At 71.6% G+C, this 24,710-nt stretch carries 21 protein-coding genes and 1 tRNA gene; 11 read left to right on the top strand and 11 right to left on the bottom strand.

Annotated elements, in window-relative coordinates; translation table 11 throughout:
- Nucleotides 1-138 precede the first annotated feature (138 nt).
- Both GB932_RS18145 and nagA read left to right on the top strand, forming a co-directional pair.
- Nucleotides 139-1,392 (top strand): APC family permease, encoded by a 1,254-nt coding sequence (locus tag GB932_RS18145; RefSeq protein ID WP_156762092.1) that lies wholly within the window; start codon nt 139-141, stop codon nt 1,390-1,392.
- 19 nt (nt 1,393-1,411) lie between these two features.
- Nucleotides 1,412-2,563: an N-acetylglucosamine-6-phosphate deacetylase gene (gene nagA / locus GB932_RS18140; protein ID WP_156762091.1), complete on the top strand. Its 1,152-nt coding sequence runs from the start codon at nt 1,412-1,414 to the stop codon at nt 2,561-2,563.
- Between the two features lie 14 nt (nt 2,564-2,577).
- Here nagA and GB932_RS18135 read toward each other — a convergent pair whose 3' ends face one another.
- Nucleotides 2,578-3,249 (bottom strand): SDR family NAD(P)-dependent oxidoreductase, encoded by a 672-nt coding sequence (locus tag GB932_RS18135; RefSeq protein ID WP_156762090.1) that lies wholly within the window; start codon nt 3,247-3,249, stop codon nt 2,578-2,580.
- A gap of 157 nt (nt 3,250-3,406) precedes the next feature.
- On the opposite strand from GB932_RS18135, the gene eno reads away from it, so the two are divergent.
- The 8 genes from eno (at nt 3,407) to GB932_RS18095 (ending at nt 11,637) form a co-directional block, all read left to right on the top strand.
- The gene (gene eno / locus GB932_RS18130; protein ID WP_156762089.1) at nt 3,407-4,687 is read left to right on the top strand and encodes a phosphopyruvate hydratase; all 1,281 of its coding nucleotides are present in this window, start codon (nt 3,407-3,409) and stop codon (nt 4,685-4,687) included.
- A gap of 32 nt (nt 4,688-4,719) precedes the next feature.
- Nucleotides 4,720-5,259 (top strand): FtsB family cell division protein, encoded by a 540-nt coding sequence (locus tag GB932_RS18125; RefSeq protein WP_231916301.1) that lies wholly within the window; start codon nt 4,720-4,722, stop codon nt 5,257-5,259.
- Nucleotides 5,260-5,295: 36 nt separating this feature from the next.
- Complete coding sequence (locus GB932_RS18120) at nt 5,296-5,838, top strand: DUF501 domain-containing protein (RefSeq protein WP_156762088.1); 543 nt, start codon at nt 5,296-5,298, stop codon at nt 5,836-5,838.
- Entirely contained in the window at nt 5,835-7,223 is a 1,389-nt protein-coding gene (locus tag GB932_RS18115) for a S8 family serine peptidase (RefSeq protein ID WP_156762087.1), read from the top strand. The genes GB932_RS18120 and GB932_RS18115 overlap by 4 nt, the downstream gene beginning before the upstream one ends.
- A gap of 22 nt (nt 7,224-7,245) precedes the next feature.
- The gene (locus GB932_RS18110) at nt 7,246-8,607 is read left to right on the top strand and encodes an NAD(P)/FAD-dependent oxidoreductase (protein WP_156762086.1); all 1,362 of its coding nucleotides are present in this window, start codon (nt 7,246-7,248) and stop codon (nt 8,605-8,607) included.
- A gap of 67 nt (nt 8,608-8,674) precedes the next feature.
- Nucleotides 8,675-8,748: transfer RNA gene (locus GB932_RS18105), tRNA-Leu, on the top strand.
- 69 nt (nt 8,749-8,817) lie between these two features.
- Nucleotides 8,818-10,068: a Fic family protein gene (locus GB932_RS18100; RefSeq protein WP_231916300.1), complete on the top strand. Its 1,251-nt coding sequence runs from the start codon at nt 8,818-8,820 to the stop codon at nt 10,066-10,068.
- A 96-nt stretch (nt 10,069-10,164) separates the two neighbouring features.
- Nucleotides 10,165-11,637, top strand: coding sequence for an alanine/glycine:cation symporter family protein (locus tag GB932_RS18095; RefSeq protein WP_156762085.1), 1,473 nt, complete (start codon nt 10,165-10,167; stop codon nt 11,635-11,637).
- On the opposite strand, the gene GB932_RS18090 is transcribed toward GB932_RS18095, so the two are convergent.
- The 6 genes from GB932_RS18090 to GB932_RS18065 are packed head-to-tail and all read right to left on the bottom strand — an operon-like array spanning nt 11,603 to nt 18,407.
- The gene (locus GB932_RS18090; protein ID WP_197517556.1) at nt 11,603-12,637 is read right to left on the bottom strand and encodes a LacI family DNA-binding transcriptional regulator; all 1,035 of its coding nucleotides are present in this window, start codon (nt 12,635-12,637) and stop codon (nt 11,603-11,605) included. The two genes, GB932_RS18095 and GB932_RS18090, sit on opposite strands and share 35 nt — an antisense overlap.
- On the bottom strand, nt 12,634-13,479 hold the full coding sequence (locus GB932_RS18085) for an inositol monophosphatase family protein (RefSeq protein ID WP_156762083.1): 846 nt from the start codon (nt 13,477-13,479) through the stop codon (nt 12,634-12,636). Before GB932_RS18085 ends, GB932_RS18090 begins: the two co-directional genes overlap by 4 nt.
- Nucleotides 13,466-14,260: an HAD family hydrolase gene (locus GB932_RS18080; RefSeq protein ID WP_156762082.1), complete on the bottom strand. Its 795-nt coding sequence runs from the start codon at nt 14,258-14,260 to the stop codon at nt 13,466-13,468. Before GB932_RS18080 ends, GB932_RS18085 begins: the two co-directional genes overlap by 14 nt.
- A complete protein-coding gene (locus tag GB932_RS18075) occupies nt 14,257-15,339 on the bottom strand; it encodes an ABC transporter ATP-binding protein (protein ID WP_156762081.1) in 1,083 nt (360 codons plus the stop codon). Before GB932_RS18075 ends, GB932_RS18080 begins: the two co-directional genes overlap by 4 nt.
- A gap of 31 nt (nt 15,340-15,370) precedes the next feature.
- Nucleotides 15,371-16,531 carry an ABC transporter substrate-binding protein gene (locus GB932_RS18070; protein WP_156762080.1) on the bottom strand — a complete coding sequence of 387 codons (1,161 nt, stop codon included), beginning with the start codon at nt 16,529-16,531 and terminating at the stop codon, nt 15,371-15,373.
- Between the two features lie 43 nt (nt 16,532-16,574).
- Entirely contained in the window at nt 16,575-18,407 is a 1,833-nt protein-coding gene (locus GB932_RS18065) for an ABC transporter permease (protein WP_156762079.1), read from the bottom strand.
- A gap of 143 nt (nt 18,408-18,550) precedes the next feature.
- On the opposite strand from GB932_RS18065, the gene GB932_RS18060 reads away from it, so the two are divergent.
- The gene (locus tag GB932_RS18060) at nt 18,551-19,570 is read left to right on the top strand and encodes a pseudouridine synthase (protein ID WP_231916299.1); all 1,020 of its coding nucleotides are present in this window, start codon (nt 18,551-18,553) and stop codon (nt 19,568-19,570) included.
- On the opposite strand, the gene GB932_RS18055 is transcribed toward GB932_RS18060, so the two are convergent.
- From GB932_RS18055 to GB932_RS18040, 4 genes are read right to left on the bottom strand one after another with little or no spacing between them, the layout of a single operon-like run.
- Nucleotides 19,533-22,175, bottom strand: coding sequence for an exo-rhamnogalacturonan lyase family protein (locus GB932_RS18055; RefSeq protein ID WP_156762077.1), 2,643 nt, complete (start codon nt 22,173-22,175; stop codon nt 19,533-19,535). The genes GB932_RS18060 and GB932_RS18055 overlap by 38 nt on opposite strands.
- Entirely contained in the window at nt 22,172-22,822 is a 651-nt protein-coding gene (locus GB932_RS18050) for a DUF1961 family protein (RefSeq protein ID WP_231916298.1), read from the bottom strand. Before GB932_RS18050 ends, GB932_RS18055 begins: the two co-directional genes overlap by 4 nt.
- A 2-nt stretch (nt 22,823-22,824) precedes the next feature.
- Nucleotides 22,825-23,706: a carbohydrate ABC transporter permease gene (locus GB932_RS18045; protein WP_156762075.1), complete on the bottom strand. Its 882-nt coding sequence runs from the start codon at nt 23,704-23,706 to the stop codon at nt 22,825-22,827.
- On the bottom strand, nt 23,706-24,686 hold the full coding sequence (locus GB932_RS18040; RefSeq protein ID WP_156762074.1) for an ABC transporter permease: 981 nt from the start codon (nt 24,684-24,686) through the stop codon (nt 23,706-23,708). Before GB932_RS18040 ends, GB932_RS18045 begins: the two co-directional genes overlap by 1 nt.
- Nucleotides 24,687-24,710 lie beyond the last annotated feature (24 nt).

Below are 24,710 nucleotides of genomic sequence, written 5' to 3'. Positions count from 1 at the left end.
CGCGGAGCGCCTGACGGCATCCGCGGATCCGTCGGAATCTCGCGCGAACGTCCGACGCTCGGCGAACGGCGGGTGAACGTCAGGCGCCCGGTGTGTGGCGCGCGTGTCGGGTGCGGCGGACATGGATACGCTCGCGTCATGTCGTCTCCTGGGCTCGCCCGCCGTCTCGGTCTCGCCGACGCCACAGCCATCGGGCTCGGGTCCATGATCGGGGCGGGGGTCTTCGCGGTCTTCGCCCCCGCGGCGGCCGCGGCTGGGTCCGGTCTGCTCATCGGCCTCGTGCTCGCCGCGTTCGTCGCCTTCTGCAACGCGACGAGCTCGGCGCAGCTCGCCGCCGTGCACCCCGTCGCGGGCGGCACCTATGCCTACGGACGGGCGGAGCTGGGCGCCTGGTGGGGATACCTCGCCGGGTGGTGCTTCGTCGTCGGCAAGATCGCGAGCTGCGCGGCGATGGCCCTCGTCTTCGCCGCCTACGCGGCGCCCGGATTCGAGCGGCCCATCGCGATCGCGGCGGTCGCCGCCCTCACGATCATCAACCTGATGGGCGTGACGCGCACGGCCCTCGCGACGAAGATCATCGTCGTCATCTCGCTCCTCGCGCTCGTGTTCGTCGCGACGTCCGGCCTCGTCGCGCCGCCCGCGGACGGCGGGCTGCTCGGCGGCGGGATCCTCGCCGAGGGGTGGTACGGGATCCTCCAGTCCGCCGGCCTGCTCTTCTTCGCCTTCGCGGGCTACGCGCGGATCGCGACGATGGGCGAGGAGGTGCGGGATCCGGCGCGCACCATCCCGCGGGCGATCGTGCTCGCCCTCGCAGGCGCCGTCATCGTCTACGGCGTCATCGCCGTCACGGCGCTGACCGTGCTCGGGCCGGATCAGACGGCGGCGTCGTCCGCTCCGCTGGCGGACGTCGTGGCGGCGGCCGGCTGGGGATGGGGCGAGCCGATCGTCCGCGTCGGCGCCGCGTGCGCGTCGCTCGGCGCGCTGCTCGCGCTCGTCGCGGGCATCGGGCGCACGAGCCTCGCGATGGCGCGGGAGGACGACCTGCCGCGGTTCCTCGCGCGGATCCATCCCCGCACCCAGGTGCCGCACCGCACCGAGATCGCGGTGGCGATCGTCGTCATCGTCGTCATCGCGCTCGCCGATCTGCGGGGCGCGATCGGCTTCTCCTCGTTCGGCGTGCTGCTGTATTACTTCGTCGCCAACGTCGCCGCGCTCCGGCAGAGTCCCGCCGTGCGCCGCTACCCGCGGTGGCTGCAGGGCGCGGGCGCGATCGGCTGCGCCGGCCTCGCCGCGATGCTGCCCTGGCAGTCGGTCGTCGGCGGCGTCGTCGTGGTCGCGATCGGGGTCGCGGCGCGGGGCGTCCGGCTGGTGATCGAACGCCGGTCCGTCTGAACTGGCAGGATCGGGTCGTATGACCGTCATCCACTCTGCCCAGCTCGTCTCGTCGGGATCGGTCGAGGCCGACGCGTGGGTGCGCTTCGAGGGTGACCGCATCGCCGCGCGCGGCACAGGGACATCGTGGCGGGAGTGCGCGGCGCCCGCCGAGGACATCGTCGACGCGGCCGGCGGGATCATCACGCCGGGCTTCATCGACCTGCACTGCCACGGTGGGGGAGCGGCCGGCTTCGACGGCGCCGAGGATCGGATCCACGCGGCGCTCGCGGTGCATCGCGCGCACGGCACGACGCGCTCGGTGCTGTCGCTCGTCACCGCGACGGTCCCGGATCTCGAGAGTCAGCTGGAGACGATCGCGCGCGTGGCCGAGGCGGATCCGCTCGTTCTCGGCTCGCATCTCGAGGGCCCGTTCCTCGATGCCCTGCACAAGGGCGCCCACGACGAGGCCCTGCTCGCGGATCCGACGACCGAACGCGTCGAGGCGCTGATCGCGGCCGCGCGCGGCAGGCTCGTGCAGGTGACGATCGCTCCGGAGAGGCCGCGCGCGCTCGAGGCGACCGCCCGATTCGTCGAGGCCGGCGTGCGGGTCGCCGTCGGCCACACCGCAGCCGATCACGACGGCGCGCTCGCGGCGTTCGACGCGGGCGCGTCGATCCTCACGCATGCGTTCAACGCCATGGACGGGCTGCACCACCGTGCGCCGGGCCCGATCGGCGCGGCCCTCGCGCGCGACCATGTGACCCTCGAGCTCATTGACGACGGGGTGCACGTGCACCCCGTGATCGCGCGCATGCTGTTCGACGCCGCGCCGAGACGCGTGGCGCTCGTCACCGACGCGATGGCCGCCGCGGGCGCCGCGGACGGCGTCTACATCCTCGGGTCGCTGTCGGTCACCGTATCGGGCGGCGTGGCACGCCTGACCGACGGCGGGGCGATCGCCGGATCGACTCTGACGATGGACGGGGCGCTGCGCCAGACGGTGGGGTCGTGCGGAGTCGATCTCGCCACGGCCGTCGATGCGATGACGCGGGTCCCCGCCCGCGCTCTCGGCCGCGACGGCGATCTCGGCGCGCTCGAGGTGGGCTTCGCCGCCGACGCCGTGCTGCTCGACGAGGCGCTGCGCGTGCGACGCGTGTGGGGCGCGGGGGAGTCGCTCGCCGGCGGCTGACGGAGCGGGCGCGATCAGCCGGCCGGCGCCTCGAGCGTGACGATGTCGGCCGACGCGCCGGACGGATCCGCGTCCCAGAGGGCCGCGAAGCGCGCCCCGATGGTCTGCTCGAGGCCCGCGAGCGCCTTCACCCGGAAGATCGTGCACCCGCCGGTCTGGTCGCGACCCGCGTCGCGCGCCGACTTCGCGAAGCCGTGCGCGACGGCGTGGATCCACGCCTCGGTCGCGGCCTTCATCGCCGCGTAGTTCGCGCCGCCGGCGAGCGGACGGGCGACCGCCGTCGACGAGACGACGGCGACCCGCGCGGCCGGCGATACGTCGAGGAGCGGCCACGCGGCGCGACAGGCATGCCGCACCGCCGTGAGCGCGACCTCGAGCGCGGCCCAGTCATCGTCTGACTGGCCGGGGATCCCGCCCCCGCCGCGCCAGCCGCCGACGAGCGGGAAGAGACCGTCGAGCCGATCGAGACGGGCGAACGCGCGGTCGACCGCGTCCGCATCGGCGAGGTCGACCTGCACGGTCTCGAACCCCTCGGCGGCGAACTCCTCGAGCTTCGACGCGCTCCGGCCGGCGACGCTCACGCGCACGCCTCCCGCACGCAGCCGCCGTGCGACGGCCCACCCCGCCTCGGAGGTGCCGCCCGCGAGCAGCACGTGACGTTCCGCTGTCGTCTCCCTGCCGGTCATATGCGCCTCCTTCTCGACGTCATCACGGCCATCCTGCCGCAGTCGTCGCGGCGGCGACAGGGCGGCGGGCGAGCGGCCGAGTGTCGCCCGTCGGCGGATCCCCATAGACTGGGCCCGGCCGAAAGGCTCCCCATGCCCACCTTTCAAGGAGTAGTCCGTGGCACAGATCGAAGCAGTAGGCGCACGCGAGATTCTCGACTCGCGCGGCAATCCCACCGTCGAGGTCGAGGTTCTTCTCGACGACGGAATCGTGCAGCGCGCGGCCGTCCCCTCCGGTGCATCGACCGGCGCGTTCGAGGCGTACGAGCTGCGTGACGGCGACACGGCGCGCTACGGCGGCAAGGGCGTCACGAAGGCCGTCGAGAGCGTCATCGACGAGCTCGGCCCGGCGATCGAGGGCATCGACGCGAGCGACCAGCGCCTCGTCGACCTGACCCTGAACGAGGTCGACGGCACGGCCAACAAGAAGCGCGTCGGCGCCAACGCGATCCTCGGCGTCAGCCTCGCCGTCGCGAAGGCCGCGGCCGACAGCGCCGACCTGCCGCTCTACCGCTACGTCGGCGGCGCGAACGCGCACGTCCTTCCCGTGCCGGCCCTCAACGTCATCAACGGCGGCGAGCACGCCGACAACGGCATCGACATGCAGGAGTTCTTCCTCGTTCCGCACGGCGCCGAGACGTTCGCCGAGTCGCTGCGCTGGGGCGCCGAGACGTACCAGGTCCTGAAGAAGGAGCTGCTCGCCGGCGGCTTCGCGACGGGCCTGGGCGACGAGGGCGGCTTCGCCCCCGACATCCCCAGCAACCGCGAGGCGCTCGACTTCCTCATGGCCGCCATCGAGAAGGCCGGCTTCACGCCGGGCACCGACATCGCGGTGGGGCTCGACGTCGCCTCGACCGAGTTCTTCGAGAACGGCGTCTACCGCTTCGAGGGCAAGGACTGGACGGCCGAGCAGCTCACGGGATACTACGAGGAGCTCCTCGCGAACTTCCCGCTCGTCACGATCGAGGACGCGCTCGCCGAGGACGACTGGGACGGCTGGGCCGAGCTCACCGCGCGCATCGGCGACAAGGTGCAGCTCGTCGGCGACGACCTGTTCGTCACGAATCCCGAGCGCCTGAAGCAGGGCATCGACCGCGGCATCGCGAACTCCCTGCTCGTCAAGGTCAACCAGATCGGCACGCTCACCGAGACGCTCGACGCCGTCTCGATGGCGCACAGCGCGAACTACACGGCCATGATGTCGCACCGCTCGGGTGAGACCGAGGACGTCACGATCGCCGACCTCGCGGTCGCCGTGAACTGCGGCCAGATCAAGTCGGGCGCGCCCGCTCGCAGCGACCGCGTCGCGAAGTACAATCAGCTTCTGCGCATCGAGGAGGAGCTCGGCGACGCGGCGACCTTCGCGGGTCGCGGCGCGTACCCGCGCTTCCAGGGCTGAGCCCGCACACGCATCACGAGAGGGGGAGTCGCATGGCACGATCTGCGGCTCCCCCTTCGCGCGGTCGGGGCGCCTCCGCGCCGCGCGGCGTGAGCGCCCGCGACTGGCTCGGCGGGATCCGCCTCTCCGGCTTCGCCGTCATCATGCTCGGGCTCGTCGTCCTGGGCGCGTTCGTCCTCGTGCCGTCGGCGAGCGGATACATCGACATGCGTCAGCAGATCGCGCAGGCGGAGCAGGGCATCGCCGTCACACAGGACGAGATCGCCGCCCTCGAGCGCGAGCGCGATCGGTGGCATGATCCGGCCTACGTCATGAGCGAGGCGCGCGAGCGCCTCTACTACACGCTCCCGGACGAGATCGTCTATCTCGTCGAGGACGACCTGCCGCACGAGGACGAGGCGGGCGACCCCGAACCGGTCGATGCCGAGGTCGAGGAGCGCGAGCACGACTGGATGGGCACGGCCCTCCGCTCCATCGTGCAGGCGGGCCTCGCGCAGCAGGCCGTGCCCGAGGGCGACGGCGTGTTCCAGCCGACACCGAGACCGGAGCAGACCGAGACGCCCGCGGGATGACGCTCTTCCCCAGAAAAGCCCGGTAGCCTCGGCGACGTGACGACACCTCCCTTCGACACCGTGAGCACCGCCGAGATCCGCGTCGTCAGCGCGCAGCTGGGGCGCGAGGCCCGCGGGGTGGTCGGCATCGCAGCGCGCTGCGCGTGCGGAAATCCCACGGTCGTCGCGACGTCGCCTCGCCTTCCGCAGGGCACGCCGTTTCCGACGTTCTACTACCTCACCCACCCCGCCGCGACGGCCGAGATGTCGCGCCTCGAGGCCGGGCAGGTCATGGTCGAGCTGACGGGGATCCTCGACGGCGACGACGAGGTGCGCGCCGCATATGGGCGCGCCCACGAGGCGTACCTGGCCGACCGCGCCCGCTTCGGCGACGTGCCCGAGGTCGCGGGCATCTCAGCGGGTGGCATGCCGACCCGCATCAAGTGCCTGCACGCCCTCGCGGGGCACGCCCTCGCGGCCGGCCCGGGCGTGAACCCCATCGGCGACCTCACGCTCGAGCGATCGCGCTGGTCGCCCGAGCGATGCGAGTGCGACGATCCCGGTGCGGCGCTCCGCGACGACGGGCCGCCCGCGACATGACGTCGGTCAGGCGCCGACCGCTGCGCGCGGTGATCGCCGCGCTGATCGTGGCCGCCGCGCTGATCGCGGCGCCCGCGGCATCCGCCGCGACCGACCGCGACGCGGACGAGGCGCCCGCGCCGCGCCGCACGGCGACGCCGACGCCGACGCCGACCGAGACGCCGGAGCCCGAGGACCCCACCCGCGCTGCCGAGTACTGGCTCGAGGACTACGGCATCGAAGAGGCATGGGAGACGACGCGCGGTGCCGGAACGACGATCGCGGTCATCGACAGCGGCGTCGCGGCCGACATCGACGAACTCGAGGACGCAGTCGTCGGCGGCACCGACGTCTCGGGCGTCGGGACGCCCGATGGCCGCACGCCTCTCGGCAGCGACGTGCACATCCGCAGCCACGGCACCTGGGTCGCCTCCCTCGCCGGCGCGCGCGGCACGAGCGAGGACGAGGGGATGATCGGGGTCGCACCCGAGGCGAACATCCTCGCGGTGTCGCTTGGCTTCGGATCCGTCAGCGAGGTGCCGTTCTCGAAGCAGGTCGCCGACGCGATCCGCTGGTCGGTCGACAACGGCGCCGACGTCATCAACCTCTCCTTCACGACCAACCAGACCGCGTGGGACGAGTCGTGGGACGACGCGTTCGGGTACGCCTTCGACCACGACGTCGTCGTCGTGGTCGCGGCCGGCAACAGGGCGAGCGGGACGACGGTCGTCGGCGCCCCGGCGACGATCCCCGAGGTGCTCGTCGTGGGCGGCGTGACTCCCTCCGGCCGCGCGAGCCGCGAGGCGTCGACACAGGGCGTCACGATCGGGGTGTCGGCGCCGAGCGAGCAGCTCATCGGGATCGGCCCGACGGGGGCGATCGATCCCTGGCGCGGTACGAGCGGGGCCGCGCCCATCGTGTCGGGCATCGCGGCCCTCGTGAAGTCGGCGCATCCGGACCTCGATGCGAACAACATCATCAACCGCATCGTCGCGACGGCCGAGCCCGCGCCCCTGCAGGAGGGCGACCGCGACCCGATCTATGGTTTCGGGATCATCGACGCGGCGCGCGCCGTCTCGGAGACCGGCATCGGTCTGGTCGACGCGAATCCCGTGAGCGATCAGAGCCTGACCGAGTGGATCCGCCGCAACCGGGCCGCCGACGGTCCGGGGGAGGTGGACGCCGGGTCGACGCCGACGCCCGCACCCGTCGAGCTGCCGGCCCTGCCGCCGCCCGATCCGCCCGCCGAGGCGGGCGATCCGCTGCTCCCGTCGCCCGACAGCCTGCGGGAGGTCACCCTGCCGCTCGTCGCCGTCACGGCCGCTGGTATCCTTGTCGTGCTCGGCGCCGTCGCAGTCACTCGGCGCATCCGCTCGCTTCGCGCGCACCGTGAATCGGGCTCCTGACAAGTACAAGGAGACATCTTCCGTGCCCAAGATCCTCATCGTCGGCGGCGGTTACGCGGGCTTCTACACCGCGTGGAAGCTCGAGAAGCACCTTCGTTCGGGTGAAGCCGAGGTCGTCATGGTCGACCCGCTTCCCTACATGGCCTACCTGCCTTTCCTGCCGGAGGTCGCCGCCGGATCGATCGAGCCGCGTCACGCGGTGGTCTCGCACCGTCGTCACCTCAAGAAGACCAAGGTCGTCAGCGCGAAGGTCACGAACATCGACCACGCCAACAAGACGGCCACGATCACGCCCGAGGGGGGCGAGAGCTGGGAGTACGAGTACGACCAGATCGTCGTCACCGCCGGCTCGGTCTCGCGCACGTTCCCGATCGCGGGGATCGCCGACAACGCGATCGGCATGAAGTCGATCGAGGAGGCCGTCGCCGTGCGCGACATCCTCATCTCGAACTTCGAGAAGGCCTCGGCGCTGCCCAAGGACAGCGAGCTCCGCAAGCGCCTCCTCACGACGGTCGTCGTCGGCGGCGGCTTCGCGGGCATCGAGACCTTCGCCGAGCTGCGATCGGCCGCGAACGGTCTGCTGGCGAAGTTCCCGGAGATCTCGTTCGAGGAGACGCAGTTCCACCTCATCGAGGCGATGGGGCGCATCATGCCGGAGGTGTCGCTCGAGACCGCGGAGCACGTGCTGAAGGACCTCGCGAAGCGCGGCGCCTACGTGCACCTCGACACGCAGGTCTCCGACGCGACGGACGGCGTCGTCAAGACCAACACGGGTGAGGAGTACCCGAGCGACCTCATCATCTGGACCGCGGGCGTCATGGCGAACCCGCAGGTCGTGAACGGCAGCGACCTGCCGCGCGAGGCGCGCGGCCGCATCTCCACGCAGGGCGACCTGCGTGTGGTCGACGAGAACGGCGAGGTCATCGAGGGCGCCTGGGCGGCCGGCGACGTCGCCGCGGTGCCTGACCTCACGGGCGGCGGCGTCGGCGGCATGTGCGTGCCGAACGCGCAGCACGCCGTGCGCCAGGCGAAGCGCCTCGCGAAGAACCTCGTCGCGACGCTCCGTGGCGAGCAGCCCGTCGACTACATCCACAAGAACCTCGGCGCCGTCGCGGGCCTCGGCCTGTACAACGGTGCGTTCCAGTCGGGCAAGATCGCCCTCACGGGTTTCCTCGCCTGGGTCGCGCATCGCGGCTACCACGGCCTCGCGATGCCGACGTGGGAGCGCAAGTGGCGCGTCCTGTGGGGCTGGTACCACAACCTCTTCCTCGGCCGCGACCAGGTGCAGCTCACCGCGGTCCAGCAGCCGCGCGAGTTCTTCGAGTCGTTCGCCTCGCGGCCGAAGCCGAAGGTCGAGCAGGCCGACGAGCAGAAGGCGGCCTGAGCCGTCACATGCCGACAGGGCGCTCCTCCCGGTGTCATACCGTGGAGGGGCGCCCTTCGCGCACTCCGCCCCCGTAGCCCAATCGGCAGAGGCAGCGAACTTAAAATTCGCACAGTGTGGGTTCGAATCCCACCGGGGGCACCGGATCCGCCCGCGAGGATCCGCTGTACTTACACTTCCAGGCATAGATGTAAGTAAGATGGCGGCATCATGACGGATCTGATGGCGAGCATCGACGGCGGGGCGCCGCTCGCGGTGTCGCCGACCGGACGTGAGGCGCGCGAGTGGCGGCCCGTCGACACGGGCGAGCATTCGCGGGCAGAGCTGCGGCGCCAGACGGGAACCTACGAGGCCACGGTCCCCGCGACCATCGCGGACGTCGCCGTCGACCTGACGGGCGCGGACGTCGCCGACATCGAGGACGCGACGCGCGCGCTCGTCGCGTTCGACAGCTACGCACGCGCCGAGTTGGGGGCCGACAGCCCCGTGCTCGCCCCGATGGCCGCGATCCTCCTGCGATCCGAGTCGGCGTCGAGCTCGCAGATCGAGCAGCTCACCTCGTCGGCGCGGCAGATCGCCCTCGCCGAGATCGGCGAGGGCGACAAGCGGAACGCGGAGACGATCGTCGGGAACGTGCGGGCGATGGAGGCGGCGCTTCGCCTCTCCGGCCGCGTCGACGCGCCGTCGATCCTCTCGATGCATCGCGAACTGCTGTCGCGCCAGTCGGGGATGGAGGACGAGGCCGGCAGGTGGCGCCGCGACGTCGTGTGGATCGGTGCCGGGAACGCCGGGCCCGTCACCGCCGACTTCGTCGGACCCGTCCCGGAGCGGATCGCGGATGCGATCGACGACGCCGTCCGATTCGCGGCACGCGAGGACCTCCCCGTCCTCGCCCAGGCCGCGATCGTCCACGCGCAGTTCGAGACGATCCACCCCTTCGCCGACGGCAACGGGCGCACCGGCCGGGCGCTCGCCCACGCGATCCTGCGCGGCAAGGGGCTCGTGACCTCGACGACGGTGCCGATCTCGGCCGGCCTGCTCACGGACCTCGACGCCTACTTCGCGGCGCTCGTCGCGTATCAGGGGGGCGATGCGGGGCCGATCGTGCGGCGCTTCTCCCAGGCGTCACGCGCTGCCGCCGTCGTCGGCCGCGATCTCGTCGACGCCCTCGCGGGCGAGCTGCGCGAGGCGCGCGCGAAGATGTCGGGCGTCCGCGCCGATGCGGGCGCATGGCGCGTCCTGCCCCTGCTCGTCCAGCAGCCCGTGCTCAACTCTCGGGCCGTACGGGAGCGCCTCGGGATGGGCGAGGTCGCCGCGAAGCGCGCCCTCGACACGCTCGTCGAGCGCGGCGTCCTCGTCGAGCGCACGGGGTCCGCCCGCAATCGGATCTGGCAGCACCGCGGGATCCTCGGCGCCCTCGACGGCTACGCCGATCGCGTCCGGCGGGCCCGCGGCGCCTGACCGGAGCACCCGGGCGGGGCGTCCTGGCGGCGCCTGCGTGGCAGGTGACGGCGCGGCGGTCTGGCGCCGGGGCGCGCCCGCGTGGATACTGGCCCGATGGATATCGTCGCAAGCTGGCTCGCCGAGAACGGCGACAAGTTCTGGACATGGGTGGTGCTGCCGATCGTGGTGCTCCTGGGCCTCTACCTGACCATCAGGTCGGGGGTCGTGCAGTTCCGGCTCATCCCCGAGATGTTCCGCACCCTCACCAACCGCACGCCGCGCGATGACGCCGGCGAGCCGCAGTCGGTGTCGGCGTTCCAGGCGTTCACGATCTCGGCCGCGTCGCGCGTCGGCACCGGCAACATCGCCGGCGTCGCGACGGCGATCGCGATCGGCGGCCCCGGTGCCGTCTTCTGGATGTGGCTCATGGCCTTCATCGGCGCCGCCTCGGCGTTCGCGGAGTCGACGCTCGCGCAGCTGTTCAAGGTGCGCGATCCGAACGGATTCCGCGGCGGGCCCGCGTACTACATGCAGCGCGGGCTGAAGGCGCGCTGGCTGGGCGTCGTGTTCGCGATCATCCTCATCATCTGCTTCCCGTTCTCGTTCAGCTCGCTGCAGGCCAACACGATCACCGCCGCCGTCGGCGGCGTGGTCGAGTCGACGACCGGCGCCGAGGCGAGCGGATCCGTCGCCTGGATCGTCGGAATCGCCGTGGCGGCGCTCACGGCCCTCGTCGTGTTCGGCGGCGTGCGCCGCATCGCCACCGTGACGCAGTCGGTGGTTCCCCTCATGGCCCTCGCCTACCTGCTGATCGGCCTGGCGGTCGTGGCCGTCGCGTGGCGCGAGATCCCGGGCGCGATCGCGTCGATCTTCACGCAGGCGTTCGGCTTCAACGAGGTCGTCGGCGCGACGTTCGGCTACATCGTCCTGACGGGCATCAAGCGCGGCATGTTCTCGAACGAGGCGGGCCTCGGATCCGCCCCGAACGCGGGCGCCAGCGCGGCGGTCACGCACCCCGTCAAGCAGGGGCTCGTGCAGTCGCTCGGCGTCTACTTCGACACCTTCCTCATCTGCTCGATCACCGCCTTCATCATCCTGACGGGCGTGCCGGACCTCGCCGACGCACCGGTCGGCCTCGCCCTCACGCAGGCCGCGCTCGCCGGCACGCTCGGACAGTGGTCGCTCACGGCGCTCGCCGTGATCATCTTCCTGCTCGCGTTCAGCTCGATCATCGGCAACTACTACTACGGCGAGGCGTCGATCGAGTTCATCTCGACCCGCCGCGGTGTGCTGCTCGGCTATCGCACCTTCGTCGTGCTCGCCGTCCTCGCGGGGTCCCTGCTGTCGGCAGACGTCGTGTGGGCCTTCGCCGACGGCGCGATGGGCTTCATGGCGATCATCAACCTCATCGCGGTCGCTCTGCTGTCGGGCGTCGTCTTCAAACTGCTGCGTGACTATATGCAGCAGCGACGGGAGGGGAAGGATCCGGTATTCACCCGCGATCGTCTCCCTGGCGTGAGCGGCATCGAGTGCTGGACCGACGAGCTGAGCGTCACCGGCCCGATCCAGACGATGAAGCGGCGCTGATCTCGCGCGGCGCCGCGAGCGTGCTGCCGCGCACGACGAGCGCCGGCTCGTACAGGGCGCGAACGGGCTCGGTGCGGCCGTCGTGGCGCTCGGCGACGCACTCGACGGCGCGGCGGCCCATCGCCCGCTGCGGCTGGCCGACGCTCGTGAGCCCGGGCGAGATGAGTCGGGCGAGCGGCGTGTTGTCGTAGCCGATGAGGGCGACCTCCGCGGGGACGGAGACGCCGCGTTCGCGCGCGACGCGGAGGATCTCGGTCGCCATCACGTCGTTGTTCGCGAGGATCGCGTCGACGCCGGAGGCCAGGATCCCGGCGAGCGCCTCGTCGCCGTCGGCCGAGACGCTGTGGGTCTCGAACGAGAGGCCCACCCCGTCGAGGGCGGTGGCGATGCCGTGGCGACGCGCGTCGCTCGTCGCGCTCGTCGACCGGGTGACGTAGGCGAGGCGTCGCCGTCCGAGCGCCAGGAGGTGCTCGGCGGCGCCGCGTGCGCCTGCCACGTCGTCGCTCGCGACCATGTCGACGCCCGCCGGCGGCTCGGCGAGGCGCGCCACGACGACGACGGGCGCCGATCGGGCGGCGAGGGCGAGGGATCCGACGGGCGCCCAGGAGCTGACCACGATGACGCCGTCGACGCGCAGTTCGAGCATCGTCTCGATCTGCCGTGTCAGCTCGGTCGGAGAGCCCGCGCCGTGCCCGATGATCGTGCGCAGCCCGCGTTCGCACGCCTCGGCCTCGACCCCGGCGACGACGCCGGCGAAGTGCGGATTGCCGATGTCGTTGAGGACGACGCCGACGATGCCGGATCGGCCGCGGGCGAGGCTGCGCGCAGCCGAATTGATGCGGTACCCGAGTTCGGCGGCGGCGAGGTGGATGCGCCGGCGCGTCGCGTCGGCCACACCCCGCTCGCCCCGCAGGGCGCGCGACGCGAGCGACTTCGAGACGCCGGCGCGCGCCGCGACCTCGATGATCGTCGGCGGGCGCCCGACGGGTATCGGCGTCACGCGCCCCGCCGCCTCGAGACGATCCCCTCCGCCACGGCGTCGAGCGCCGGGTAGCTGGCACCGGGCCTGGTGGCCACGAAGCCGGGGGCGAGGTGGTCGCCGCCGTCCGGCGCGGCGTCGTACCAGAGCGGTCGGTAGTCGCCGCCCGCGCGCCGCAGGATGAGCATCGATGCCGCGACATCCCACGGATTCACCGACGATCCGAGGGCGCTGTCCGCCCAGCCGGTGGCGACGTGCGCGATCGTGAGCGCCCCGGATCCCGTGCGGCGCACGGAGCTGAAGGCCTCGACGAGGGATCCGAACGCGGCGAGGGCCGCATCGCCGTCAGCGGCGAGGTCGCGGGCGGTCGGATAGCCCGTGATCGTCGTCGCCGCGTGGGCGGGCGATGCCGCACCGGCGCGCAGGGGAGCGCCGTCGAGGAACGCGCCCTCGTCGGAGGCCGAGAAGAGGCGGTCCGCGATCGGGTCGTAGACGACGCCCGCGACGACCTGGTCGTCGCGTTCGGCGGCGATCGCGACGCAGAAGAAGGCGAGCCCCTGCGCGAAGTTCGACGTGCCGTCGATCGGGTCGATGTACCAGGTCACGGGGCCCTCGCCGCCGCGCACGCCGCCCTCCTCGCCGATGATCCGAGAGCCCGGCGCGCCGTCGAGCAGCAGCGGGACGATGATCTCCTCCGCGACGCGGTCGTGTTCGGTGACGAGGTCGTGGCGGTCGCGCTTGTGGTCGATCGCCATGTCGCCGCGGAAGGCGCCGCGGAGGTACGCGCCGGCCTTCCGCGCGGCGTCCTCGGCGATGCCGTGCAGGACGGCGGTCGTCAGCGAACGGGTCTCAGGGAAGGTCATGGGCGATCTCCTTCAGGATCTCGAGCAGCCCGGCGGGCGTCGAGGCGATGATGTCCGCGGCGATGCCGAAGACGTCGGGGTGGTGGGCCGCCTTCGGCGAGGGCAGCAGGACATTGACGCCGATGCCGGCGCGTGTGCCGCAGAGCACGTCGCGGTCGATGTGGTCGCCGACGTACCAGCACTCGGCGGCCGGCACGCCGACGGCCTCGCAGCCCATCAGCATGATGTCGGGGTTGGGCTTGCGCATCCCGACCTCGTCCGAGTAGATCTCGGCGACGAGCGCGTCGGAGAGCCCCTCGGCGGCGAGGAAGTCGCGATGCACCTGTCCGGACAGCGCGTTCGAGACGACCGCGACGGGGATGTGCCGTGCCGCGCAGAAGGCGAGCAGCTCGCGGACGCCGGGGCGCAGGGCCCGGCGCTCCTTCGCCGTCGCGACGCGCACCGCGACGGCGGCGATGTGCGAGCGGATCGCCGCGCGCTGCGAATCGGACCAGTCGGCCGCGATGAGGTCCATCACGAACGCCTCCTGACTGAGCTCCGGGGGGCGCAGCGGCCGCGACATGGCGTGGCGCCACTGGCCGGCGGCGGCGGCGCCCGCGATGATGTCGGCGACGATGCGCTCGCGCGGCGGCAGCGAGGCCGCGCCCGCGAGCCGGATGATCTCGTCGGCGACGACCGCCTCCCAGCCGGCGGGCCGCTCCGACGAGACGAGGACGCCGCCGAAGTCGAGGAGCAGGGCGCCCGGGAGGGTGCGCGTCCGTGCGGCTGCCGGGGCCCTCATGCCGCCACCAGCCGATCCGCGCGGGATCCGTCGGTCGCGAAGCGCAGCACGTCGCGCTCCTCGGCCCACGCCGTCACCCGCTCGCCCTCGCGCACCGCGGGGACGGCGGTGCTCGTCCCGAACAGTCGCCGTTCTCCGTCGGTCGCCTCGACGATCCACGACCCGCCCGTCGGCAGCAGCGCCTCGATCGTGACGGGGGTCGCGAACGCCCCGGGAGAGGGGACGTCCGCGAAGCGCAGCGCCTCGGGGCGCACTCCGATCGCGGCGGCGCCTTCTGCGCCGCGCCACGCCGCCATCGCCCGCGCGGCCGCTCCGTTCCCGTCGCCCTCGACGACGTTGAGGGGAGGGCTGCCCATGAACTCGGCGACGAATCGATTCGCCGGATCAGAGTAGATCTCGAGCGGCGGTCCGACCTGCTGCACGCGTCCGGCGTCCATCACGACGATCCGCGTCGCGAGCGTCATCGCCTCCCACTGGTCGTGGGTGACGAACACCATCGTCGTGCCGGTCTCGCGGTGGATCCGCTGGAACTCGGCGCGCATCTCGAGCCGGAGCCGCGCGTCGAGGTTCGAGAGCGGTTCGTCGAGCAGCATGACGGCAGGCCGCGCCGCGAGGGTGCGGGCGATCGCGACGCGCTGCTGCTGGCCGCCGGACAGCTCGCCGGGGTGCCGCTCGGCATATGCGGCGATCGCGAGCGTCTCCAGGGCGTGATCGACGCGGATCCGGCGCTCTTTCGCGGCGACCTTCTGCATCGTGAGGCCGAACGCGATGTTCTCGCGGACCGTGAGGTGCGGCCACAGCGCGTAGCTCTGGAAGACGAATCCGAGCCCGCGGCGTTCGGCTGCGACATGCTGGCCGCGGGCGGCATCGTCGACGATCCGATCGCCGATCGAGATCCGTCCGGCCGTCGGCTGTTCGAGCCCGGCGATCATGCGCAGGGTCGTCGACTTGCCGCATCCGGACGGTCCGAGCAGGCACAGGAAGTCCCCGTCCTCGACGTCGAGGCTCATGCCGTCGACGCTCGGGGCGGCGCTGCCGGCGTAGGTCTTCGAGACCGAGTCGATGGAGATGGCGGACACGGTGATCCTCTCTCTTCGTGAGAACGGGCGGTCAGCGGCTGGAGGTGCGCCAGAGGTCCTGCCACACCTCGCGGTCCGCCCAATCGGCGTCGAGGCCCGCGTTGTCGAAGAAGAACAGCTCGTCGACGAGGTCGCCGATGTGGGCGGGATCCTCCGGCTGGACGACGTCGGCGTTCGACGAGATCTTCCCGTCGGCGATCTGCGGCGCGATGCCCTCCTGCGTCAGGGCGTAGTGCACGTAGAGCATGGCGGAGTACGGGCTGTCGGTCCCGGACGCGATCGCGATCGCCTTGGGCGAGGCGAACCCGGCCCACGGGTCGAGCTCGTCGCATGTCGCGAGGGCGTACCCCTTCTCGTCGATGTTACGGAACTTCGCGCTCGCGACCAGGCCCACGGGCGGGTCGTCCTGCCCGAGCGCGCCGACGGCCTCCGAGGCCTCCTCGGACGACTTCGTGAGGATCGGCTCGTTCGCCGCGAGGCGGGCGACCCACTCGGCCGCGGCGGAGTCGAGCTCGGTCTCGAGCTCTTCGCCGAACTCGGCCTCGTACGCCGCGCGCAGCTCGTCGTCGCCGAACTGCGCGAGCTGGCTGAACCAGTCGAGCTTCGCGCTGGATCCGACGGGGTCCTCCGTCGCGACCTCGCCGCGCCACTCGGGCTCGGTCAGCTGCCACACGTTGTCGACAGGGCAGGTGTCGTGCACCTCGCTGTTGTAGGCGAAGATCGACGGGTCGGTGATGAGGACGAGGGGGTCGCGCATGCTCTCGTCGATCGACGGCGCGAGATCGGATGGCACCCACGTCGTGACGAACCCGCTCGGCACCAGCTGGCTCTTGAGGGCGGGCAGGTCCTTGATCGTGACGACGTCCCCGACGATGTTTCCCGACTGCGCCTCGCGCGTGGTCTTCTCGATCACCTCCGACGCGTCGGCCTTCACGCCCGTGGCCTTGAGGCCGTACGCCTCGCCGAACGCCTCGGCCATCTCCTCGACCTTCGAGGTGCCGTCGTAGATCGTGATGGGATCCTCGTCCTGTGCGCGCTCGACGATCTCGTCCAGCGTGAGGTCCTTCGAGAAGGCGTCGCTCGATGTGTCGGCGACGGTGGGGGCGGGGGCCTGGCCGGCGCATGCGCTCGCGGCGAGGGCGACGCCGAGGACGGCTGCGGTGGCGCCGGCGGCGCGGGTGTGGCGGATCATGGTGGGCTCCTTGCGGTGGTGACGGGTGGGTGTCGGCTGTGGGTCAGGATCCGAGGCCGGCCGAGAGGTCGGCGCGGAAGAGTCGTCGCGCACACCAGGTGCCGAGCAGCGCGACGGCGCAGATGATCACGACGACGCCGTTCGCGGCGTGTGTGTAGCCGTTGTCGACGAGCGTCATCGACAGGGTCGTGAGCAGCTGTGTCTCCGGCGTCGCGAGCACGATGACGAGGCTCAGCCCCTGCACGCCCGAGACGAAGGGGAGGAGGATCGCGCTCGCGAGCGCGTTGCGCTGGATCGGCAGCACGATGCGGCGCATGCGTGTGAGCCATCCGGCACCGAGCGTCTGCGCGGCCTCCTCCGGCTCGCGCCCGAGCTGCATCATGGCGCTCGTCCCGGCGCGGGACGCGAACGGCATCTCGTCGGCGATCATCACGAGGATCAGCAGGATCGACGTGCCGTACAGGGCGGGGATCGGGCCGCGCTGCACCGCGAAGAGGGTGAGGCAGGCCACGCCGAACGCGATCCCCGGCACGAGGTAGGGGACGAACGTGATCGCGCGCAGGGTCGTTCCGAGCCAGCCCGCCGGGGTGCGGGCGACGACGTATCCGACGAGCAGGCCGAGCACCCCGGCTGCGGTGGCGGCGACGCCCACCATCCAGATCGTGTTCCACGTCGCCTCCCAGGTCCGGGGATTGACGAGGATCCCGTCCGAGAAGCCGATCGTCGGCAGGTCCCGACCGATCCAGTAGTCGAAGGTCACGTTCGACCACTCGAGGCGGCCCGGCACGTGGAGCACGGTCGAGAGCACGAGCGCGGCGAGCGGGATGACGACCGAGACGGCGAACAGGCCGCTGACGGCGCCGAAGGCCGGCCAACGTCGCCACCGCAGCGGCTGCGCCCCGCCGCGGAGCCCGCGGCCGGACACGGTCGCGAAGCGCTTCATCTCGCGGAGGAAGCGCACATCGACGGCGACCGAGATCGCGCCGAGGGCGACCATGACGGCCGCGACGACCGCCGCGGGCCCGGCCTGCTGGGTCTGGATGCTCTGGTACAGCGTCGTCGAGAGGACGGAGAAGTCGGCGGGGGTTCCCAGCACATAGGCGACGCCGAACTCGCCGAGCGCCTTCGCGAAGATGAGCGTCGCGGCGGAGAGCAGGGCGGGCGCGAGCAGGGGAAGGACGATGCGGCGCGTGCGCAGCGCCGACGACGCGCCGAGGACCTGCGCCGCCTCGGTGACCTCGTCCGGGAGGTTTCGCATGGCGTTCGTGACGAGGAGGATCACGAACGGGATGAAGTGCAGGGTGAAGATCACGAGGATCGGCACGGGGCCGTACGCGATCCAGTCGGGCGGCGTGATCCCGGCCGCCTCGAGCCAGCCAGGCGCCCCGCCGATGCGCCGGTTCTTGAAGATCGTCGTCCAGGCGAGGGCGAACGTCCACGCCGGAAGCATGTAGGGCACGATGAGCGCGGTCGAGAACCACCGGCGGCCCGGGAGGTCGGTGCGGGTCAGCAGCCACGCGACGGGGACGCCGACGGCGAGCGCGGCGGCGATCGAGGCGAGGGCCAGCAGCACGGTGTTCCGCAGCGGCTCGTAAAGGATGATGTCGGACACGTCCGAGACGAAGACGCGTTCGAGGTGGTACGAGGTCAGGGATCCGGCGGGCGACCCCGTGCGGTCCTCATCGCCGAAGCCCGTCTGGATCGCCCCGAGGAGCATCGACACGACGGGCGCGACGATCAGGTAGCCGAAGACGGCGACGAGCACGATGCCGAGAGCGGTCGCCGGGTTCGCGAGGGCGAGTGCCGCGCGGCGGTGGAGGGGTGTCCTCTCGGTCGGCGCCGCGCGCGGCGTGGAGCGCTCCACTTCGACGAGCATCGCGTGTCCTTCCTATCGGGTCGCAGGCGACGCTATGGGCGCGGAGAGGAGTGGAGGCGGCCGGGCGGTGTCTCCGAGGTGAACCCGTGTGGAACGCTCCACATCGGGTCGCGCCCAGCGCGGCCCGCTAGGCTCCCGTGTTCGTGGCGCGCTTCGGCAGACGGATCCTCCCACCGCGGGAGGGCATCACCGCCGCGCGCCTGCGCGCGCCCGGCGGCACCCAGACACACGCGGGCGCGCACCTGGTCGTCCCGCCGAGCGTGCGGGACTGGCTCGCGGGAACGATCATCCCGACGACGCTCGGGCGCGAGCAGGCGGTCGCCGAGGCGGCGCTCGAGCCCGGCTACTTCACGGGGCCCGGCGAGCTCACCGATCAGTGGGGCGCGCGCGTCTCACTCGACGACGCCGTCATCCCCGGCGGGTTCTACTTCTTCCACAAGCCGGCCCCGCCGGAGCGCCCGGTCCCGTTCGAGATCGGCGTCGTGCATGAAGACGACGACCTCATCGTCGTCGACAAGCCCCACTTCCTCGCGTCGACGCCGAACGGGGTCTTCGTCCGGGAATGCGTCGTGACGCGCCTCCGCGTCGCCCGCGGCGAGGACGACATCGTGGCGATGCACCGCCTCGACCGCGTGACGGGAGGCCTCCTCGCGCTCTCGCGGCGCCCGGAGACCCGCGGCGCATACCAGGTGCTGTTCCAGCATCGTGGGATCCGGAAGTCGTATCGCGCCCTCGCCTGGCTCCCCGGCGGCTGGCGGCAGGGGGATCCGCTGCCGCTCGGCCTCGAGCAGGGCGAGGAGCGCGGTGTCCGCACGCGGCTTCGGAAGATCGACGGCGAGCGGGCCGTCCGCGAGATCCCCGGCGAGCCGAACGCCCACACGGGCGTGCGGCTGCTGCGCGTCCTCCGCCACGCCGGCGCGTGGGCGGGGGAGTTCGCCCTCACCCCGCACACGGGGAAGACGCATCAGCTGCGCGTGCACATGAACGGCCTCGGCATGCCGCTCCTCGGCGACCCCGTCTACCCCCGCGACGTGGATCCGGATCCGTACGACTTCTCGCACACGCTGCAGCTGCTCGCCGAGCGGCTCGAGTTCGTCGACCCCTTCACGGGGGTCACGCGAACCTTCACGACCCGGATGCGGCTGGATCCTCGCGCGGCGTGAGCTCGTCACCGAGGAGGGCGAGGATCTGGATCGCCGCGAGGCCGTATTGGGCGGCGTCGTTCGTCGAGATGCTCGGCATCTCGTCGACGGGCGCGGCGACGTCGGGTGCCTCGATGCGGTCGATCCGCAGCTCCCGCCGGTGCACGAGCCACTCTCCGACTCCGTCGAACGCGCGCCACGCGAGGTCGCGCAGAGCGGGGTCGCCCGTCTGGCGGGCGGCGTACGCGGCCAGGCGGGAGTGCGCCTGCTCGAGGTGGATCCCCTCGAGCGGGGCGCCCGTCTCGCGCGCCTGCTCCTCGGGGGAGGCGAGGAACAGGCGGCAGTATCGGACCCACGCGTCGCGGAAGGCGGGCATGTCGATGAGCGAGATGAGCTCGCTGCATACCTCGGCGAGCCCGAAGACCGCGTTCAGGTGCGAGACCGAGACGCGGTCGCGCGTCGTGTCGAATCTGCCCGCGTCGAGGTCGTACAGCGCCTCGCCCGTGAGGAATCCCTGCGGCAGCGCGCCGATGTCGGCCATCGTGCCGAGCAGCCGATCGCGCGATCGCTCGTCGCCCGTGCGCTCCCACGCGCTCAGCCACGTCGCCGCCAGGGCGCCCCAATCGGTTCCGAGCCCGATCGCGAGCGCCGAGCGCTCCGGCCGGTAGGTGGCGGCATCGGTGCGCACCTTGCGGGTCGGGTCCAGCGCGAGGAACGTCTCATCGCTGTCTGCGAGCTCGTTCAACAGGTCGCCCGTGCGCTCATCGGCCGTGAGGAAGTGGTGGAAGCGCCGGTAGATCGGGCTGCTGATGCGCAGCTGCTTCGCCGAGCACCCCCAGTGCTGCACGTTGTGGCGCGAGCCGAGGCCCCGGAAACGGCCCGCGTGGTAGACGTCGACCTCGCCCGTGTGGCGCGTCATCGCCTCCGCGAGCCGGAACACGTCTGCCCGGCCCGAGCGGAGGTACGAGTACCAGAGCCACAGATCGGGCGAGAGCTCGGAGTTGTCCCACGCGTAGCCGCCCACGTCATATCGCCAGCTGTGGCGGTCGAAGTCGTAGGCGTGCATGACGTCGCCGTAGTTCCAGAAGCCGTACCAGCGGCGCTGCTCGGGCTGCGAGAGGTAGAACTCGAGCAGCAGGTCGAGGCTGTCCTCGATCTCGGCGGCGAGCGGCGTGGATCGGTCGATCGGCGCGACGTCGCCGAAGACCCCGGCCCCGCAGATCCACTCGGGTGTCGGCTGGAGGAGGGGCGGATCCTGCAGCCGCTCCGCGTGCGCGGCGAGGCGGCCCGCGGACGGAGTCGCGTCCCACGCGAAGAGCGTGAGCTCATGGGTGCGGGCGATGCCGTGCGCGTCGCCGAAGCCGGGCTCGTAGTCCTCGTAGGTGATCTCGAGCGCGTCGAGCTGGTCGGCGTATCCGTCCTGCCCGAGCCCGTCGTGGTAGAACCGCATGTCCATGGGGGCGGCGTCGGGGGAGTGCAGCCATGCCGTCACGGTCGCGGTGTCGCCGTCGGCGCCGCGCACGTCGAGCCGGCCGGGGTGCGACTGCCAGAAGCCGCGCACACCGATGCCGAATCCGCCACGGGGGTCGCTGAGCGAGACGAGGCCCTCGGCCCGCGTCCCGGCGACGGCGTCGATCCAGGCGTGGCCGGCCTTCGTGCGCTTGCGGAGCGAGAATCCGTCGGCGGTCGGCTGCGACAGCGAGAAGTCCCCCCACGCGGGCACGAATCCGAGCCGCGAGGTCACGCGCGGCGACCATTCGGACTCCGGCGGGGTGGGGCGACCGGCGATCTGCGCCGCCCGGATGTCGGCGCCGGGATCGCGGCGCAGGCCCGTGACCCCGCGCACCGCCTCGGCGAAGACGCCGCCGCCCGCCGTCGCGAAGCGCACGTGGCGGTCGTGGGGCTCGGTGCGCAGCGGCACGTCGGCGGCGATCGCGAGGCCCGCGAGGAAGTCTCGCTCGGCGTCGCCGTCCCAGACGAAGCTGTGCACGACGCGCACCGTCTCGGCGCCCGCGAGCAGCACGAAGCGCACGGTGAACGGCAGCCACTCGCGGGATCCGTCCTCCGCGCGGTGCACGCCGTCCACCCGCACGACCGCCCGCACGGGGCCGGACTGCTCGAGGACCGTGCGCGTCGTGCGCGAGCGGAAGGGCGCGCGCGGCGCCGGTCTGTCGTCGTCGGCCGGCCCCGCGAGCAGGCTCTCGAGCCGGCCGTTCTCGGCGATGACCGTGCCGCCGCGCGAGATGCTGCGGAAGATCTTCTCGCCCGCGCGGGGCACCTCGATCCGCACGGCTCCGCTGTCGACGACGATGGCGTCGGCGTCCTCGGTCGCGACGATCGGCCGCGCGGCCTCGGCCGGCCGTGCGCCCGTGACGAGGCGTGCGCCCGCTGGGGCCGCACCGGCCCCGATGGCGGATCCGACCCACTTGAGGGATCCATCCGGCCAGGTGGCGAGCGGCCAGAGCTGCGCCGCGAGCGGGCGATCGTCTGCGTCGACGAGCGCGAGCTCGCCGATCGCCGACACGCGCCCTCGGGGGAGGGGAACGCCCCACGTGCAGCCCTCGAACGGATCCGCCGGCGGGGCGCCTCCCAGCCAGCGCAGAGGAGCGGAGACGGTGTCGGTCATCGGAGTTCGTGGACCTCCAGGTTGCGATAGCGCGCCGCGAGGGGCGCCATCTGGCGGAATCCGATGCGGCCGGGGCCGGCCCGCGGCCCGGTCCGCTCGTCATCGGTCCAGGAGAACAGGGGCAGGCCGTCGATCGCGAACCGCACCTCTGCGCCATCCTTCACGACGTCGACGCGGTAGAAGGCGCCGCGCGCGTCGATGACGGGCGGCAGCGGATCCGCTCCCTGGGCGACGAGGTGGAAGCCGGGCGACTTGCGCAGATTGCACGTGTGGAACGCGCGCTCGTCCTCCCATCGGCGCCGGAAGTACGACACATGCAGCGTGCGGATGTCGCTCGAGTGGTACTGCGGGTACGCCCCATCGCGCGGCGCGAGGCCATCGTCGAAGATCCCGCCTCCCGAGTCGGCGGCGGCGCCGAAGAAGAGCATCGCCAGCCCCGGCTCGTTGGCGGGCGAGAACTCCCACGTCACGCGGATCCGGTCGCCGAACTCCTCGGGGCACCAGAAGGTGAAGTGGTCGTCGACTCCGCCCGTCGAGGCGAGCTCGAGCGCGCCGTCCGCGGCCGAGACCCCGACGGGCCCCTCGGCGATCCAGCCGGCCACGTCGCTCGGACCCGCGAGCGGGTTGCGGTATACGAGAGTCTCCATCGTCATCCCTTCACGGATCCGATCAGCATCCCCTTGGCGAAGTGCTTCTGCAGGAACGGGTAGAACAGCAGGATCGGCAGCGTCGCCACGATGATCACGGCGAACTTGATGCCCTCCGCCGGCGGGACCTCGCCCGGCGTGTCCTCGAGGACCGACAGGTCGGTCGCGCTCGTCACCTGGCGCAGGAACATCTGCAGGGTCCACATCGAGTTGTCGGTGAGGTACAGCAGGGGCGACATGAAGTCGTTCCATATGCCCACGGCATAGAACAGCGCGAACGTCGCGAGCACGGGCTTCGACAGCGGCAGGATGACGCTCCAGAGCGTGCGCATCTCGTTCGCGCCGTCGATCATCGCCGACTCCTCCAGTTCGTTCGGGAGCTGCTGGAAGAAGTTCTTGATGATGATGAGGCTGAACGGGTTGATCGCCATCGGCAGGACCAGCGCCCAGTACGAGTTGAGCAGCCCGAGGTCCTTGACGACGAGGAACGTCGGGATCATGCCGCCCGAGAACACCATCGTGAACACGACGAGCGACAGGATGAGGCGCCGCCCCGGCAGGTTCTGCTTCGACAGCGGGTACGCCATCGAGGCGGTGAGCAGCAGCTGAACGGCGGTGCCGACGGCCGTGACGAGGATCGTCGTGACGAGCGCGCGGAGGAAGGCCGGGCTCGTGAGGATCGCGTCGTAGGCGCGCAGGCTCCACGTCTCGGGCCAGATGAAGAACGGACGGGTCGCGATCTCGGCCTCGGTCGCGAACGACCCGGCCAGCACGTAGAGGAACGGGATCAGGGCGATCACGCCGACGGCGACGAGGATCACGACGTTGATGACATCGAAGACCCGGCCGGGGCGCGTGTTGAATCGGTACGCGGGGCGTGCCATCAGAAGATCCCCTCCTGGGTGAATCGGCGTGACAGCCAGTTGGCGCCGAAGATCAGCACGACGCCCACGAGCGCCTTGAACAGGCCGACCGCCGTGCTGTACGAGTACGAGCCCTGCGTGATGCCCATGAAGTACACGAAGGTGTCGAACACATCGGCGACCTCGCGATTGAGCGAGTTCGTCATGAGATAGATCTGCTCGAAGCCGGTGTTCAGCACCTGTCCCATCTGCAGGATCAGCATGACGATGATCGTGGGGCGGATGGCGGGGAGCGTGATGCTCCAGACGCGGCGGAAGCGGCCGGCGCCGTCGATGATGGCGGCCTCGTACTGCTCCTGGTCGACGCCAGCGAGGGCCGCGAGGAAGATGATCGTGCCCCAGCCCGTGTTCTTCCAGATCTCCTGCAGCACGATGATCGGGCGGAACCAGCCGGGATCCGCGAGGAAGTCGGTGTCGGTGCCGAGCACGGTGTTGATGAGGTGGAACAGCGGGCCCGTGTCGAGCGCGAACAGCAGGTATGTCAGCGACGCGACGACCGTCCACGAGAGGAAGTGCGGCACGTAGATCAGGGTCTGCACCGTGCGCTTGAGGAGGTTCAGCCGCAGCTCGTTGAGCAGCAGCGCCATGATGATCGTGAGCGGGAAGGCGATCGTGAGGCTCAGGAGCGCGAGGATGAGCGTGTTCGCGAGCAGCCGCGGGAAGTCGGGGCTCGCGAAGAAGTCGGCGAAGTGGGCGAAGCCGACCCACGGGCTGCCCGCGATGCCGAGGAACGGCACGAAGTCCTTGAACGCGATGACCGCGCCGAACATCGGGACGTAGCGGAAGAGGACGAAGTAGACGATCCCCGGGAGCAGCAGCAGATAGAGCCACTTGAAGCGCGTGACGTGCACGCGGATCCCGGATCGGCGTCGGCGCGCGGGCACGACGAGCGTCTCGGTGCCGTCGGTCGGCGGGGGCGGGGTGGTGAGCACGGTGGCCATGGCGATCCTGTCGGTGGGCCGGGC

The organism is Microbacterium karelineae (genome assembly GCF_009745985.1).
Classification (GTDB): Bacteria; Actinomycetota; Actinomycetes; order Actinomycetales; family Microbacteriaceae; genus Microbacterium; species Microbacterium karelineae.
The sequence above is the reverse complement of the archived record's forward strand: the minus strand, read 5'-3'. Positions and strand labels throughout refer to the sequence as shown.